We start from the raw sequence: 13,313 nt of genomic DNA, 5'->3' as shown, positions 1-13,313 counted from the left end.
TTGAGGAATAGAAGAAATGGCAGCTAAAGACGTAAAATTCGGTAACGACGCTCGTGTAAAAATGCTGCGCGGCGTTAACGTACTGGCAGATGCAGTGAAAGTTACCCTCGGTCCTAAAGGCCGTAACGTGGTCCTGGATAAATCTTTCGGTGCACCGACCATCACCAAAGATGGTGTTTCCGTAGCGCGTGAAATCGAGCTGGAAGACAAGTTCGAAAACATGGGCGCGCAGATGGTGAAAGAAGTTGCCTCTAAAGCGAACGACGCTGCAGGCGACGGCACCACCACCGCAACCGTACTGGCTCAGGCTATCATCACCGAAGGCCTGAAAGCCGTTGCTGCCGGCATGAACCCAATGGACCTGAAACGCGGTATCGATAAAGCCGTTGTTGCTGCTGTTGAAGAGCTGAAAGCGCTGTCCGTACCGTGCTCCGACTCTAAAGCGATTGCACAGGTTGGTACTATCTCCGCTAACTCCGACGAAACCGTAGGTAAACTTATCGCAGAAGCGATGGATAAAGTCGGTAAAGAAGGCGTGATCACCGTTGAAGACGGTACCGGTCTGGAAGACGAACTGGACGTTGTGGAAGGTATGCAGTTCGACCGCGGCTACCTGTCCCCATACTTCATCAACAAGCCAGAAACTGGCGCTGTTGAGCTGGAAAGCCCGTTCATCCTGCTGGCTGACAAAAAAATCTCCAACATCCGCGAAATGCTGCCGGTGCTGGAAGCCGTTGCGAAAGCAGGCAAACCGCTGCTGATCATCGCTGAAGACGTTGAAGGCGAAGCGCTGGCTACCCTGGTGGTTAACACCATGCGTGGCATCGTGAAAGTGGCTGCGGTTAAAGCACCTGGCTTCGGCGACCGCCGTAAAGCTATGCTGCAGGACATCGCAACCCTGACCGGCGGTACCGTTATCTCTGAAGAGATCGGTATGGAGCTGGAAAAAGCGACCCTGGAAGACCTCGGCCAGGCTAAACGCGTTGTTATCAACAAAGACACCACCACCATCATCGATGGCGTGGGTGAAGAAGCCGCTATTCAGGGCCGCGTTGGTCAGATTCGTAAGCAGATTGAAGAAGCAACTTCTGACTACGACCGTGAAAAACTGCAGGAACGCGTAGCGAAACTGGCGGGCGGCGTAGCGGTAATCAAAGTCGGTGCTGCTACCGAAGTTGAAATGAAAGAGAAAAAAGCTCGCGTCGACGATGCCCTGCACGCTACCCGTGCTGCGGTTGAAGAAGGCGTGGTTGCCGGTGGTGGCGTAGCGCTGGTTCGCGTTGCTGCGAAACTGGCTGACCTGACCGCTCAGAACGAAGACCAGAACGTGGGTATCAAAGTTGCGCTGCGCGCGATGGAAGCACCTCTGCGTCAGATCGTTTCTAACGCCGGTGAAGAGCCATCTGTTGTCACCAACGCGGTGAAAGCGGGCGAAGGTAACTACGGTTACAACGCAGCTACCGAAGAATACGGCAACATGATCGACTTCGGTATCCTGGACCCAACCAAAGTAACTCGTTCTGCGCTGCAGTACGCGGCTTCCGTTGCGGGCCTGATGATCACTACCGAGTGCATGGTTACCGACATGCCTAAAGGCGATGCGCCTGACTTAGGCGCTGCTGGTATGGGCGGCATGGGTGGCATGGGCGGCATGATGTAATTCGCCTTCGCACCTTGTGTTAAAGAAACCCTCAGCCAGAAATGTCTGAGGGTTTTTTCTTTTGTTCACAGTCTGGTATAAGGTCATACCGGGCAATAACGGCTCAATACCTTGATTACGGGGAATAACATGCGCATGAAAGTCTCATCGGGAGTGGTTGTGGCAGCGCTGCTGCTGGCAGGATGTAGCACGGGCAATCAGCTGAGCTCCAGCGGCCAGAGCGTTCGTTTTGTGGAAGACAAGCCGGGTAGCGAATGCCGTCTGTTAGGCACCGCCACCGGGGAACAGAGCAACTGGCTGTCAGGCCAGCACGGTGATGAAGGCGGTTCGATGCGCGGCGCGGCGAATGCATTGCGTAACAATGCGGCCGAGATGGGCGGTAACGTGCTGTACGGCGTGAGCAGCCCAACCCAGACCCTGCTGTCGAGCTTTGCGCCAACGGCCAGCAAAATGACCGGCCAGGTTTATAAGTGCCCGAACTGATTCAGTAAGCCTTACCCTCACCCAGCAGAAGACGGCCACACTGAGCGGCTTTTTCTTCTGTTGGGAGAAAAGAGCAGGGTGAGAGCGCTACGCTCTCACTTCTGCCTCAGCTGCAAATCCAGCGGCGTCTTGCTTGGCTCTCCGCCAATCTCTCTTGCCAGCTTCGGTACCATATAGCCAGAAACCAACGTCAGCAGCTCCCGCATAATAGCCCGGGCTTCTTCGTCTTCCACCATAAAGTGGGCCGCGCCCTGAACCCTGTCGAGCACGTGCAGGTAATACGGCATCACGCCTGCATCGAATAATGCATTGCTCAAATTCGCCAGCGTTTGCGCGTTATCGTTCACGCCGCGCAGCAGCACGCTTTGGTTGAGCAGCGTGACGCCAGCCTGGCGCAGCTTCGCCATGGCCGAGCGGAAATCGTCGCCAATCTCCTGGGCGTGGTTAATGTGGTTTACCAGCAGCACCTGAAGCGATGAGCGGGCAATTCTTGCCGCCAGCGTATCGGTAATGCGGGCAGGAATGACGATCGGCAGGCGGCTATGAATTCGCAGGCGCTTGATGTGAGGAATGGCCTCCAGCTCGCCGATGAGCCAGTCCAGCTCGTTATCTTTTGCCATCAGCGGATCGCCGCCTGAGAAGATAATTTCGTCCAGCTCAGGGTGCTCGCTGATGTAGCTGAGCGCGGTCTGCCAGTTGCGCTTGTTGCCCTGGTTGTCGGCATAAGGGAAATGACGGCGGAAGCAATAACGACAGTTTACGGCACAGCCGCCTTTCACCAGCAGCAGGGCGCGGTTGCGGTATTTGTGCAACAGGCCTGGCACCACGCTGTGCTGCTCTTCGAGCGGATCGGTTGTGAAACCGGGGGCGGTAACGAACTCCTGTTTTGCGGTCAAAACCTGGCGCAGCAGCGGGTCGTTAGGGTTGCCTTTCTCCATGCGTTCGACGAAGGCGCGAGGGACGCGCAGGGCAAAAAGACGCCTTGCTTCACGTCCGGCGAGCAATTCTTCATCAGCGGCTACATTTAAAATGTGCAGCAGTTCATCAGGATCGGTTATAACATCGGCAAGTTGCGTTAACCAATCTTCTCTGTGAGGGGGATTTAGGGTTACAATGTGTGCCATTTTTTTGGCTAAGCTACCAGTTAACAAATTCAGAGGGCCTTATGGCGACTTATTCTAGCAACGATTTCCGTGCCGGTCTTAAAATCATGATGGATGGCGAACCGTACGCGGTTGAAGCCAGCGAATTCGTAAAACCGGGCAAAGGCCAGGCATTCGCGCGCGTTAAGCTGCGTCGTCTGCTGACCGGTACCCGCGTTGAGAAAACCTTCAAGTCTACCGACTCTGCAGAAGGCGCTGACGTTGTCGATATGAACCTGACTTACCTGTACAACGACGGTGAGTTCTACCACTTCATGAACAACCAAACCTTCGAGCAGCTGGCTGCGGACGAGAAAGCCGTTGGCGAAAACGCTAAATGGCTGCTGGACCAGGCTGAGTGCATCGTGACCCTGTGGAACGGCCAGCCAATCTCCGTGACCCCACCAAACTTCGTTGAGCTGGAAATCGTTGAAACCGATCCAGGTCTGAAAGGCGATACCGCAGGGACCGGCGGCAAGCCAGCTACCCTGACCACCGGCGCCGTGGTTAAAGTTCCGTTGTTCGTACAGATCGGCGAAGTCATCAAAGTTGACACCCGTTCTGGTGAATACGTTTCTCGCGTGAAGTAATTTTCGCGAAGGTTCGCGGCGCGGTGCCTCAGGCTCGCGCCGCCGCTTTATCAGGGCAGGGAAAATGAACCGTTTACTGAAACAGCTTCTTTTTATCTCGCTGCTGGCCGCTGCGCTGTCGGGGTGTCATACCACGCGTGGTTTTGGCGAAGACCTGCAACATCTCGGCGGTGCCATCGAGCGCGCGGCCAACAAATAACTTCACGTAGTCCTAAATCGCTTCGCTTTTCCTTCGTTGTGCCATTTTTTGTCTATGCTTAACGAGCTATACACAAACAACACAGGTAAAAGGAAAAGCTCATGATTAAGAAAACCCTTGCTGCGTTTTTCTCTCTCGTCGTTCTTTCATCCTTGTTGACCGCCTGCAACACCACGCGCGGTGTAGGTGAGGATATCCAGAGCGGCGGCCATGCTATTTCTGGTGCGGCAACAAAAGCTCAGCAATAACGATTTGCGGTACGGTAATATAACCGTGCCGCTATTCTAAAACCGTCTCAGGAATATTCAGAAATAGCGATAGTCTATTATCTGCGCCGAGCTTTAAACGAATGTTTCGCTTATACGTATAAACCGTTTTTACGCTTATATCCATTACCCTTGCGATATATTCATTATTCGCTTCTTCCTTCCAGAGTTTTAATATTCTCTCTTCGCGTAAGGTCAGCAGCGGAGTAATATGCCGTTTCACTTCGCGGAATGGCGGGCGAGTCGCAATAGTCTGCTGAATGAGCGACGTTAGCGCAGGTAATGATAGTGACTTATCCCAAATATCAGTGCTGCCCTGCGCGGCACAGTACTCGGCAATGGTGGAGTGCTGCCCGCTTTGCAACAGCAGTAAACGCGTGGTATCACCACAGGCAGAATAAATAGTCGAAAGTTGTTGGATATTATGCAATGCAGTTGAGAAGCTGTTGAAGTCGGCTATCACCATATTAGGTTGCCATTTAATTATTCTTTCCCGGGCGAGAAGCAAACTGTCTGTCTCTGAAATACTCACTGCCGTAGCCAGATTATTTTTCTGATTGAGCAAGTGCGTCAGTCCCTGACGGCTGAAGTAACACCTATCAACCAATAATATTTTATACATTTTCACGCTTCACGTTAATCATTACTGCGGCGTTTGCAGGCTGGCAAACCACGTTTTATCATATGAATAATTTTGGCAAAATGAATCACGGAAATGCGCTCGAATTCGCTGTCAATTCCAGGCTTAGTAAGGCCTGGCCGGTGAAACGATTATTTCAATGAGCGCCGTGGGCGGACGGATTTTCAGGCAGCCGTTTGGGTGCTAAAATGACCTTCTCACCTAAGCCTTACGGGACGACCCGCAAGCGCATCTCACAACGGGGACGGCCCCATTTTTCACTGGAGCTGTTATGGCCTGGATCGTTCTGTTTATCGCTGGATTACTGGAAGTTGTTTGGGCGGTTGGTCTTAAGTACACCCATGGCTTTAGCCGCCTGTGGCCTAGCGTTATCACCATTATTGCGATGGTTGTCAGTATGGCTTTGCTCGCCTGGGCGATGAAAACGCTACCTACGGGAACGGCCTACGCCGTGTGGACAGGGATTGGTGCCGTTGGCGCGGCCATCACCGGGATTTTGCTACTTGGCGAGTCGGCTAACCCGATGCGTCTGGCTAGCCTGGCTCTGATTGTTATCGGCATCATTGGACTGAAACTTTCCACGCATTAACTGCCGGGTTGTTTCACCCAAATCAATTTATCCACCGCGAATCCCTGCCGGGCAGCGATGGCCAGCAGCTGCTGTTTGAGGTCGCGGCTGATAGTTGGCGTGCGGGAAAGGATCCACAGGTAGCTGAGGTCCGGCCCGCACACCAGCGCGTGGCGATACTCTTTATCCAGCGCAATCACGTTATAGCCACCGTAGAACGGGCCAAAGAACGAGACTTTGAGCGCCGCGACGCTTGGGTCTCCGGTGAAATACGCTTTCCCTTCAGCCTGCTGCCACATCTGCCTGTCAGGATTAAACCCGCGATTTATCACGCGCAGACCGCCATCATCCATAAAACTGTAGGTAGCCGTGACCTGATTCAGGCCGCTTTCAAAACTGTGGTCTAAGCGGGCGATTTCATACCAGGTACCGATAAAGCGTTTTGCGTCGAAGTTTTGGACCACCGTGACGCTGGGCGGGGGAGTTGGGGCGCTACAGGAGACAACGAATAATGCAACCGCAAGCGCGGTGACAGCGGGCCAAATGCGCATAGCAGATTCCTTCCAGGGTTTTTAGCTAAGTGTAGATGGCGGCAGGAAATAAAGTGTGAGCGAAGCCGGAAATAATAAGGCCTGCATGATGCAGGCCATTGTCACGTTTATTGCAGCGCTTCGAGAATAGCGTAGGCGGCTTTAACCCGCTCCGTATTCGGATAGCTTTTGTTGGCCAGCATCACGATACCCAACTGCTTCTCAGGAATGAAGGCCACGTAGCTACCAAAGCCGCCCGTTGAACCGGTTTTATGTACCCACGAGGCTTTCACTGCGGGCACAGGTGGGTCAATGAGCGTAGCCGGGTGCGGCGCAAGAGCGACCTTGTTGTCGCTGCCGTCAATAATAGTTTTCCCCTTCACCGGCCAGTTCAGCATCTCCCAGCCAAGCCCCTGATACATGCTGCCCACGCGCCAGTAGCGGGACTGCGCGAGCCGAATGCCCTGCTGCAGGGTTTTATCCTCGAGACGGTCGGGTGCCATGTTGGCCTGGACCCAGTGCGCCATATCCTCGATGCTGGACTTCACTCCGTAGGCTTCCGCATCCAGCATACCGGGCGAGACGCGCACGGCCTTGCCGTCGCGGTAGCCCCAGGCATAGCGGCTCTCTTCCGTGGCAGGAACGTTAATCCAGGTGTGCGTGAGATTTAGCGGCTCAAAGACGCGTTTTGACATGGCTTTATCGAAGCTCATTCCCGACGGTTTCACCATCAACGCACCAAACAGGCCGATGCTCGCGTTGGCGTAAAGCCGCTGCGTACCCGGAGCCCACTGTGGCTGCCAGGTCTGGTAGAACTTAAGCAGAGCGTCGTTATTGGTCACTTCATCCGGCACCTGCAGCGGCAGGCCACCGGCGGTATAGGTTGCCAGCTGAAGCAGAGTTATCTCCCGCCACCGATCGCCGGTCAGTTCAGGCCAGTATTTTTGCGCCGGATCGCTAAGGCTAATTTCACCGCGAGCCAGAGCATCGCCGCCCAGCACGCCGGTAAAGGTTTTACTGACCGAGCCCAGCTCAAACAGCGTTTCCCGGGTCACCGGCTGGTTACGCTGCACATCGGCCTTGCCCCAGGTGAAATACAGCGGGTAGCCTTTATAGATGACCGCCACCGCCATACCGGGTATCGCCTGTTCCTTCATTAACGGCGCAACGGTGCGGTTTACGAGCTTTTCAATCTGCTGCGCGGTCAGTTCTTTTTGCGCGGCAAAGCTTGAGCATGAGGCGGCGAGGAGCAGCGTCAGGCAGAGGGATTTTTTCATAATGGATAACCTTCCTTAGAGAGATGATAGCAGTCCGGGCCCGTCAGACGAGGCAAGTTTGTTGGATTTGACTCCCGGTGACAAACGATTAAATTTGGCATTAGGCTTAAGATTTTCTAACAGGTGATGCCATGACCCGCAGCTATATCCCCCTGAACTCTCTGAGAGCTTTTGAAGCCGCTGCCCGGCATCTAAGCTTCACGCATGCCGCAATTGAGCTGAATGTTACGCACTCCGCCATCAGTCAGCAGGTAAAGACGCTGGAAGAACATCTGCATTGTCAGCTGTTTGTCCGCGTATCTCGTGGTCTGATGTTGACCACGGAAGGCGAAAACCTGTTACCTGTGCTAAACGATTCCTTTGATCGTATCGCGGGCGTGCTGGACCGTTTTTCGGGTACGCAGGCGAGAGAAAAACTTAAGTTAGGCGTCGTGGGCACGTTTGCCACCGGCTTTCTCCTGCCGCGTCTCGAGGCGTTTCGTCGGCGCTATCCGCATATCGATCTCCAGCTTTCAACCCATAACAACCGCGTGGATCCGGCGGCGGAGGGGCTGGACTATACGGTGCGATTTGGCAGCGGGGCCTGGCATGGGACTGAGGCGACGTTTCTGTGCGACGCGCCGCTGTCGCCGCTTTGCTCTCCGGCGCTGGCTGCTGAACTGCAGACGCCGAAAGATGTTCTGAACCACACGCTGTTGCGCTCCTACAGGCGTGATGAATGGGCGGCATGGCTACAGGCTGCGGATGAAGCCCCCCCGTCACCGACGCATCTGGTTATGGTTTTTGATTCCTCGATAACCATGCTTGAAGCCGCACAGGCCGGAGCCGGGATCGCCATTGCGCCGGTAAACATGTTCACCCATTTGCTGAACAGCGAACGGATTGTGCGTCCGTTTGAGACGGAAATCAGTTTGGGAAGTTACTGGTTAACAAGGCTTCAGTCGCGCGCGCAAACGCCCGCCATGCGTGATTTTTCTGCCTGGCTAGCCGGAGAGTGTGGAAAATAAAAAGGTCTGCACAATGGCAGGCCTTCAGATTGATGACAAACAGCCGAAAAACGTGGTTTTCGACTGTTTGGGGCAAACCAGAGAACATTATTCATTGTTTTTATTAGTCCTGAGTTCGGACTTTTTTAGAGCAATGAACTTTGTCAGCACTCTCAAGGCCTGCACAATGGCAGGCCTTGTTGCGTGCTAAGCGATTACAGCGTCAGCAGGCCAATAATGGTCACCACCGTCAGGATGGCAGCAAGGCCGTAGAACACCCATTTCCCCGCCGGGACGTGGATTTTCAGATCGTGCATCGCGTGGTGAATACGGTGCAGGCCACACCACAGCGGCAGCACAATCATCAGCAGCAGGAACAGGCGGCCAATCCAGCTGTGGGCGAAGGCATAGACACGGTCAAAGCCCAGCGCATCACCAGGGAACAGGCCCAGCGGCAGCATGATGCCAACCAGCAGCACGATAACCGGCGCGAAAATAGCACCCCACATGCCGCCTGCGCCAAACAGGCCCCAGAATAGCGGCTCGTCGGAACGTTTTGGATTTTGGTTAATCACGTCAGCCTCCTTACCAGAACAGTGCTACAAGCAGCACAACCAGCGTCACCAGACCGGTGACCACCCAAAGCCCTTTAATGACCGGCTCTGGCCCCATTTTTTCACCCTTCACGATGACGTTAGCGGCCTTCGGCGCCAGCTCAAACCAGGTTTTGGTGTGCAGTACCGCCGCGGCCAGGGTGATGATATTAAGGATAATTACCACCGGGTTTTGCAGGAAATCGACAAAACCTGCCCAGCCTTCCGGCCCGTGTTTCAGCGAAAAAAGTCCGTAAATCAGCACAATGCTGAACCAGACGGTCGGGACCGAAGTGCCTTCACGCAGCATATAAAAACGGTAGAAGCCCAGCTGTCGCCACCAGGTTGGCGCCATGGGGCGGACATAAGGCTTACGTTTCGTGGTCATGGTGCACTCCTTAGCGTGGTTTCAGGGTGGCAATCAAAAAGTCTTTCGAGCTTTCGACTTTGCCCTGCTGGATGGCCGCGGCCGGATCGACGTGTTTTGGACAGACTTCGGAGCAGAAGCCGACAAAGGTGCAGCTCCAGACGCCGTTCTGCCCGTTAAGCTGCGGCATACGCTGTTTCTTGCCGTGGTCGCGGCTGTCCAGGTTGTAGCGGTGGGCGAGGGTGATCGCCGCCGGGCCGATGAACTCAGGATTCAGGCCAAACTGCGGGCAGGCGGCATAGCACAGCCCACAGTTGATGCAGCCGGAGAACTGATGGTATTTCGCCATCTGCGCGGGCGTCTGCTTGTTAGTCCCCTGATCCGGCGTGCGCGAGTTACCGATAATGTAAGGCTTAATCGACTCCAGGCTTTCGATGAAGTGGGTCATGTCGACCACCAAATCGCGCTCAATCGGGAAGTTCGCCAGCGCTTCTACTTTGATGCCTTTGGTGTATTCGCGCAGGAAGGTTTTACAGGCCAGCTTCGGCACTTTGTTGACCATCATGCCGCAGGAGCCACAAATCGCCATACGGCACGACCAGCGGTAGCTGAGGTCCGGCGCGAGGTTATCTTTGATATAACCCAGTCCGTCCAGCAGCGAGGTTTGCTCGTCAAATGGCACTTCGTAGATTTCGCTATGCGGCTTGCTGTCCGTTTCCGGGTTGTAGCGCACAATCTCAATCTTCAGGGTTTGCATCTCAGCCATTTGCCTTCTCCTTTTTCTCAGCGTCTTCCGCTTCCGCGCCGTACACGCGTTTTGCTGGCGGCAGCGTGGTTATCTTCACGTCGCTATAGTCGAGGCGAGTGGTGCCGTCGGCGTCGCGGAAGGCCAGAGTGTGCTTCAGGAAGTTGACGTCATCGCGTTCGGTATGGCCTTCGTCAAGGCGCTGGTGAGCGCCGCGCGACTCTGTACGAGCGATGGCGGAGTGCGCCATACATTCGGCTACGTTCAGGCCGTGGCCCAGTTCAATGGTGTAAAGCAGGTCGGTATTGAAGACGCTGGAGGTGTCGGTAATGCGCACTCGCTTGAAGCGTTCCTGCAGCTCGGCCAGCTTGTCGACGGTTTTTTGCATTAATGCCGTGGTGCGGTAAATCCCGCAGCCTTCCTCCATGGAAAGCCCCATTTCGTCGCGGATTTTCGACCAGTTTTCGTTGCCTTCCTGATTGACCAACTGCTTCAGGCGGCCTTCAACATCGGCGGCCTGGGCGTTCAGCGCGGCATCGTTCGCTGGCCGAGCCTGAGCGGCACGCTCCATCGCCTGCTCACCCGCGAGACGGCCGAACACCACAAGTTCTGCCAGCGAGTTAGAGCCAAGACGGTTGGCCCCATGCAGGCCCACGGAAGAACATTCACCTACTGCGTAAAGCCCTTTGATGCGGGTTTCGCACTTCGTATCGGTTTCAATCCCGCCCATGGTGTAGTGCGCGGTCGGGCGGACTGGAATAGGTTCTTTGATTGGGTCGACGCCGACATAGGCTTTTGCCAGCTCGCAGATAAACGGCAGGCGCTCAAGCAGCTTTTTCTCGCCCAGGTGGCGCAGGTCGAGGTAAACCACGTCCCCGCGCGGGGTTGAAATGGTGTTGCCTTTGCGCCACTCGTGCCAGAAGGCCTGAGACACTTTATCGCGCGGGCCGAGCTCCATGTATTTGTTCTTCGGCTCGCCGAGCGGGGTTTCCGGCCCCATGCCGTAATCCTGCAGGTAGCGATAGCCGTTTTTGTTCACCAGGATACCGCCTTCGCCGCGGCAGCCTTCGGTCATCAGGATGCCGGAGCCCGGCAGCCCGGTTGGGTGATATTGCACAAACTCCATGTCGCGCAGCGGTACGCCGTGGCTCAACGCCATGCCCATGCCGTCGCCGGTGACGATGCCGCCGTTGGTGTTGTAGCGATAAACACGTCCGGCACCGCCGGTGGCCATCACTACCGCGTTGGCGCGGATCTGCACCAGCTCGCCCTCCATCATGTTCATCGCGACCACGCCGCGAGCCTGCCCGTCATCGACCAGAATGTCGAGGACGAAGTGTTCGTCGAAGCGTTGAATTTGCGGGAATTGAAGGGAGGTCTGGAACAGCGTGTGGAGCATATGGAAGCCGGTTTTATCGGCGGCGAACCAGGTACGTTCGATCTTCATGCCGCCGAAGCGCCTGACGTTGACGCTGCCGTCCGGACGACGGCTCCACGGGCAGCCCCACTGCTCAAGCTGGGTCATTTCAGTTGGGCAATGGTGAACAAAGTAGTCAACCACATCCTGCTCACACAGCCAGTCGCCTCCGGCAACGGTGTCGTGAAAATGGTATTCGAAGCTGTCGTGATCCTGTGCGACGGCAGCGGAACCCCCTTCGGCGGCAACCGTATGGCTGCGCATTGGGTAGACTTTGGAAATCAGAGCGATTTTTGCCTGTGGATTAGCCTGGGCTGCCGCAATGGCTGCTCGTAGGCCTGCTCCGCCGGCGCCTATAATGGCGAGATCGGCTTGAAAGGTTTGCACGACATTCCTCCAGATTGTAGTAATTCGCAAAGCTATACGACCAAAGGGTATTCACCGTCATAAAGGCGGTGGCTGCGAAAGGTGTATCCCTGCTCCTTTTTAGGTAGATGAAGTATAACCGGAGGGATTTTAGGGAAATTTGATTTGTTCGATTTTTTTGCCGATCTGTGCGCTGATTAATTACTTCTGTTAATGAATTGCGTCACAAAAATGATTGTTTAAATGGTGTAGTGCGAAGAGAAAAATGGCGGCTGGGGCGCGAGAAAAATTTTGCCTGAGTCTCGCTATTTGCGCCGAAATTAAAATTCTCTGCGCAAAATTTGTCTCCTTTCTGTGATGCGGGTAGACTTCTCGGCCTTGCATAAATACGGAGACTTTCTCATGAGCGAAACGGCCACCTGGCAGCCGAGCGCGTCCATCCCCAACCTGTTAAAACGCGCCGCCATCATGGCGGAGATTCGGCGCTTTTTCGCCGACCGCGGCGTTCTGGAGGTGGAAACACCCTGCATGAGCCAGGCGACGGTAACCGATATTCATCTGGTGCCGTTTGAAACCCGTTTCGTCGGCCCAGGCCACTCTCAGGGTATGAACCTGTACCTGATGACCAGCCCGGAATACCACATGAAACGCCTGCTGGCGGCGGGCTGTGGCCCGGTGTTCCAGCTGTGCCGCAGTTTCCGTAATGAAGAGATGGGGCGTCACCACAATCCGGAATTCACCATGCTGGAGTGGTATCGCCCGCACTACGACATGTACCGCCTGATGAATGAGGTGGATGACCTGCTGCAGCAGGTGCTGGAGTGCGGCGCCGCAGAAAGCCTTTCTTATCAGCAGGTCTTCCAGCGCCATCTGGACATCGACCCGCTGTCTGCGGACAAAACCCAGCTGCGTGAAGCCGCGGCGAAGCTTGACCTCAGCAACATCGCCGACACAGAAGAAGACCGGGACACGCTGTTGCAGCTGCTGTTCGCCATGGGCGTTGAACCACACATTGGTAAGGACAAGCCGACCTTTGTGTATCACTTCCCGGCAAGCCAGGCCTCTCTGGCGCAGATCAGCACCGAAGATCACCGCGTGGCGGAGCGCTTTGAGGTGTACTTTAAAGGGATTGAGCTGGCGAACGGTTTCCACGAACTGACCGACGCGCGTGAACAGCAGCAGCGTTTTGAGCAGGATAACCGCAAGCGTGCCGCTCTTGGCCTGCCGCAGCAGCCGGTGGACATGAATCTGCTGGCGGCGCTGGAAGCCGGCATGCCGGACAGCTCCGGCGTGGCGTTGGGCGTTGATCGCCTGATCATGCTGGCGCTGGGGGCAGAAAGCCTCTCCGAGGTTTTAGCCTTTACGGTCGACCGCGCTTAGCGCTCAAAAGGCTTAACGCTCGAAGACTTTACGTTCGAAGAATAGTGGCCCCGCATTTGGGGCCATTTTTTTAGCCCTGGCTTACGCCGCCAGCCGCCAGGTTA

General features: G+C 55.3%; 16 protein-coding genes. 8 read left to right on the top strand and 8 right to left on the bottom strand.

The genetic code is table 11. The annotated features are described in order from the left end of the window. Positions 1–16: 16 nt before the first annotated feature. Both groL and JT31_RS10260 read left to right on the top strand, forming a co-directional pair. Positions 17–1,660: a chaperonin GroEL gene (gene groL / locus JT31_RS10265; protein WP_038476424.1), complete on the top strand. Its 1,644-nt coding sequence runs from the start codon at positions 17–19 to the stop codon at positions 1,658–1,660. Between the two features lie 129 nt (positions 1,661–1,789). After that, positions 1,790–2,143, top strand: a complete 354-nt coding sequence (locus JT31_RS10260; RefSeq protein WP_038476421.1) for a DUF4156 domain-containing protein — start codon at positions 1,790–1,792, stop codon at positions 2,141–2,143. 95 nt (positions 2,144–2,238) lie between these two features. Here JT31_RS10260 and epmB read toward each other — a convergent pair whose 3' ends face one another. After that, entirely contained in the window at positions 2,239–3,267 is a 1,029-nt protein-coding gene (gene epmB, locus JT31_RS10255; RefSeq protein WP_038476419.1) for an EF-P beta-lysylation protein EpmB, read from the bottom strand. A gap of 41 nt (positions 3,268–3,308) precedes the next feature. Here epmB and efp point away from each other — a divergent pair, with 41 nt between their 5' ends. From efp to ecnB, 3 genes are all read left to right on the top strand, one after another. After that, positions 3,309–3,875 carry an elongation factor P gene (gene efp, locus JT31_RS10250; RefSeq protein WP_038476416.1) on the top strand — a complete coding sequence of 189 codons (567 nt, stop codon included), beginning with the start codon at positions 3,309–3,311 and terminating at the stop codon, positions 3,873–3,875. Positions 3,876–3,939: 64 nt separating this feature from the next. Continuing rightward, the gene (locus JT31_RS10245; protein WP_038476413.1) at positions 3,940–4,074 is read left to right on the top strand and encodes an entericidin A/B family lipoprotein; all 135 of its coding nucleotides are present in this window, start codon (positions 3,940–3,942) and stop codon (positions 4,072–4,074) included. A gap of 101 nt (positions 4,075–4,175) precedes the next feature. Next, positions 4,176–4,322: a lipoprotein toxin entericidin B gene (ecnB, locus tag JT31_RS10240; RefSeq protein WP_038476410.1), complete on the top strand. Its 147-nt coding sequence runs from the start codon at positions 4,176–4,178 to the stop codon at positions 4,320–4,322. A 31-nt stretch (positions 4,323–4,353) separates the two neighbouring features. Here the strand turns inward: ecnB and JT31_RS10235 are convergent, their stop codons facing one another. Next, entirely contained in the window at positions 4,354–4,962 is a 609-nt protein-coding gene (locus JT31_RS10235; RefSeq protein ID WP_038476407.1) for a response regulator transcription factor, read from the bottom strand. Between the two features lie 289 nt (positions 4,963–5,251). On the opposite strand from JT31_RS10235, the gene sugE reads away from it, so the two are divergent. Continuing rightward, complete coding sequence (gene sugE, locus JT31_RS10230; RefSeq protein WP_038476404.1) at positions 5,252–5,569, top strand: quaternary ammonium compound efflux SMR transporter SugE; 318 nt, start codon at positions 5,252–5,254, stop codon at positions 5,567–5,569. On the opposite strand, the gene JT31_RS10225 is transcribed toward sugE, so the two are convergent. After that, entirely contained in the window at positions 5,566–6,099 is a 534-nt protein-coding gene (locus JT31_RS10225) for a lipocalin family protein (protein ID WP_038476401.1), read from the bottom strand. The two genes, sugE and JT31_RS10225, sit on opposite strands and share 4 nt — an antisense overlap. A gap of 107 nt (positions 6,100–6,206) precedes the next feature. Continuing rightward, positions 6,207–7,358 carry a CMY2/MIR/ACT/EC family class C beta-lactamase gene (ampC, locus tag JT31_RS10220; protein ID WP_081948177.1) on the bottom strand — a complete coding sequence of 384 codons (1,152 nt, stop codon included), beginning with the start codon at positions 7,356–7,358 and terminating at the stop codon, positions 6,207–6,209. A 128-nt stretch (positions 7,359–7,486) separates the two neighbouring features. On the opposite strand from ampC, the gene ampR reads away from it, so the two are divergent. After that, the gene (ampR, locus tag JT31_RS10215; RefSeq protein ID WP_038476395.1) at positions 7,487–8,362 is read left to right on the top strand and encodes a LysR family transcriptional regulator AmpR; all 876 of its coding nucleotides are present in this window, start codon (positions 7,487–7,489) and stop codon (positions 8,360–8,362) included. A gap of 194 nt (positions 8,363–8,556) precedes the next feature. On the opposite strand, the gene frdD is transcribed toward ampR, so the two are convergent. From frdD to frdA, 4 genes are read right to left on the bottom strand one after another with little or no spacing between them, the layout of a single operon-like run. Next, positions 8,557–8,916: a fumarate reductase subunit FrdD gene (frdD, locus tag JT31_RS10210; protein ID WP_038476392.1), complete on the bottom strand. Its 360-nt coding sequence runs from the start codon at positions 8,914–8,916 to the stop codon at positions 8,557–8,559. Positions 8,917–8,926: 10 nt separating this feature from the next. Beyond that, positions 8,927–9,322 carry a fumarate reductase subunit FrdC gene (gene frdC, locus JT31_RS10205; RefSeq protein ID WP_038476389.1) on the bottom strand — a complete coding sequence of 132 codons (396 nt, stop codon included), beginning with the start codon at positions 9,320–9,322 and terminating at the stop codon, positions 8,927–8,929. Between the two features lie 10 nt (positions 9,323–9,332). Further along, positions 9,333–10,067 carry a succinate dehydrogenase/fumarate reductase iron-sulfur subunit gene (locus JT31_RS10200; protein WP_038476386.1) on the bottom strand — a complete coding sequence of 245 codons (735 nt, stop codon included), beginning with the start codon at positions 10,065–10,067 and terminating at the stop codon, positions 9,333–9,335. After that, positions 10,060–11,850 carry a fumarate reductase (quinol) flavoprotein subunit gene (gene frdA, locus JT31_RS10195; RefSeq protein ID WP_038476383.1) on the bottom strand — a complete coding sequence of 597 codons (1,791 nt, stop codon included), beginning with the start codon at positions 11,848–11,850 and terminating at the stop codon, positions 10,060–10,062. Before frdA ends, JT31_RS10200 begins: the two co-directional genes overlap by 8 nt. 381 nt (positions 11,851–12,231) lie before the next feature. Between frdA and epmA the strand changes: the two genes are divergently transcribed. Next, entirely contained in the window at positions 12,232–13,209 is a 978-nt protein-coding gene (gene epmA, locus JT31_RS10190) for an elongation factor P--(R)-beta-lysine ligase (protein WP_038476380.1), read from the top strand. Positions 13,210–13,313: the final 104 nt, after the last annotated feature.

This window comes from Cedecea neteri (assembly GCF_000757825.1).
GTDB classification, from domain to species: domain Bacteria; phylum Pseudomonadota; class Gammaproteobacteria; order Enterobacterales; family Enterobacteriaceae; genus Cedecea; species Cedecea selenatireducens.
Note: the sequence above shows the minus strand (reverse complement) of the source record. Positions and strands in the feature narration are given on the sequence as shown.

Excerpts from the sequence above, each read along its gene's own strand:
- groL (WP_038476424.1), top strand. The coding sequence starts at position 17 with ATGGCAGCTAAAGACGTAAAATTCGGTAACGACGCTCGTGTAAAAATG.
- JT31_RS10260 (WP_038476421.1), top strand. The coding sequence starts at position 1,790 with ATGCGCATGAAAGTCTCATCGGGAGTGGTTGTGGCAGCGCTGCTGCTG.
- epmB (WP_038476419.1), bottom strand. The coding sequence starts at position 3,267 with ATGGCACACATTGTAACCCTAAATCCCCCTCACAGAGAAGATTGGTTA.
- efp (WP_038476416.1), top strand. The coding sequence starts at position 3,309 with ATGGCGACTTATTCTAGCAACGATTTCCGTGCCGGTCTTAAAATCATG.
- JT31_RS10245 (WP_038476413.1), top strand. The coding sequence starts at position 3,940 with ATGAACCGTTTACTGAAACAGCTTCTTTTTATCTCGCTGCTGGCCGCT.
- ecnB (WP_038476410.1), top strand. The coding sequence starts at position 4,176 with ATGATTAAGAAAACCCTTGCTGCGTTTTTCTCTCTCGTCGTTCTTTCA.
- JT31_RS10235 (WP_038476407.1), bottom strand. The coding sequence starts at position 4,962 with ATGTATAAAATATTATTGGTTGATAGGTGTTACTTCAGCCGTCAGGGA.
- sugE (WP_038476404.1), top strand. The coding sequence starts at position 5,252 with ATGGCCTGGATCGTTCTGTTTATCGCTGGATTACTGGAAGTTGTTTGG.
- JT31_RS10225 (WP_038476401.1), bottom strand. The coding sequence starts at position 6,099 with ATGCGCATTTGGCCCGCTGTCACCGCGCTTGCGGTTGCATTATTCGTT.
- ampR (WP_038476395.1), top strand. The coding sequence starts at position 7,487 with ATGACCCGCAGCTATATCCCCCTGAACTCTCTGAGAGCTTTTGAAGCC.
- frdC (WP_038476389.1), bottom strand. The coding sequence starts at position 9,322 with ATGACCACGAAACGTAAGCCTTATGTCCGCCCCATGGCGCCAACCTGG.
- JT31_RS10200 (WP_038476386.1), bottom strand. The coding sequence starts at position 10,067 with ATGGCTGAGATGCAAACCCTGAAGATTGAGATTGTGCGCTACAACCCG.
- epmA (WP_038476380.1), top strand. The coding sequence starts at position 12,232 with ATGAGCGAAACGGCCACCTGGCAGCCGAGCGCGTCCATCCCCAACCTG.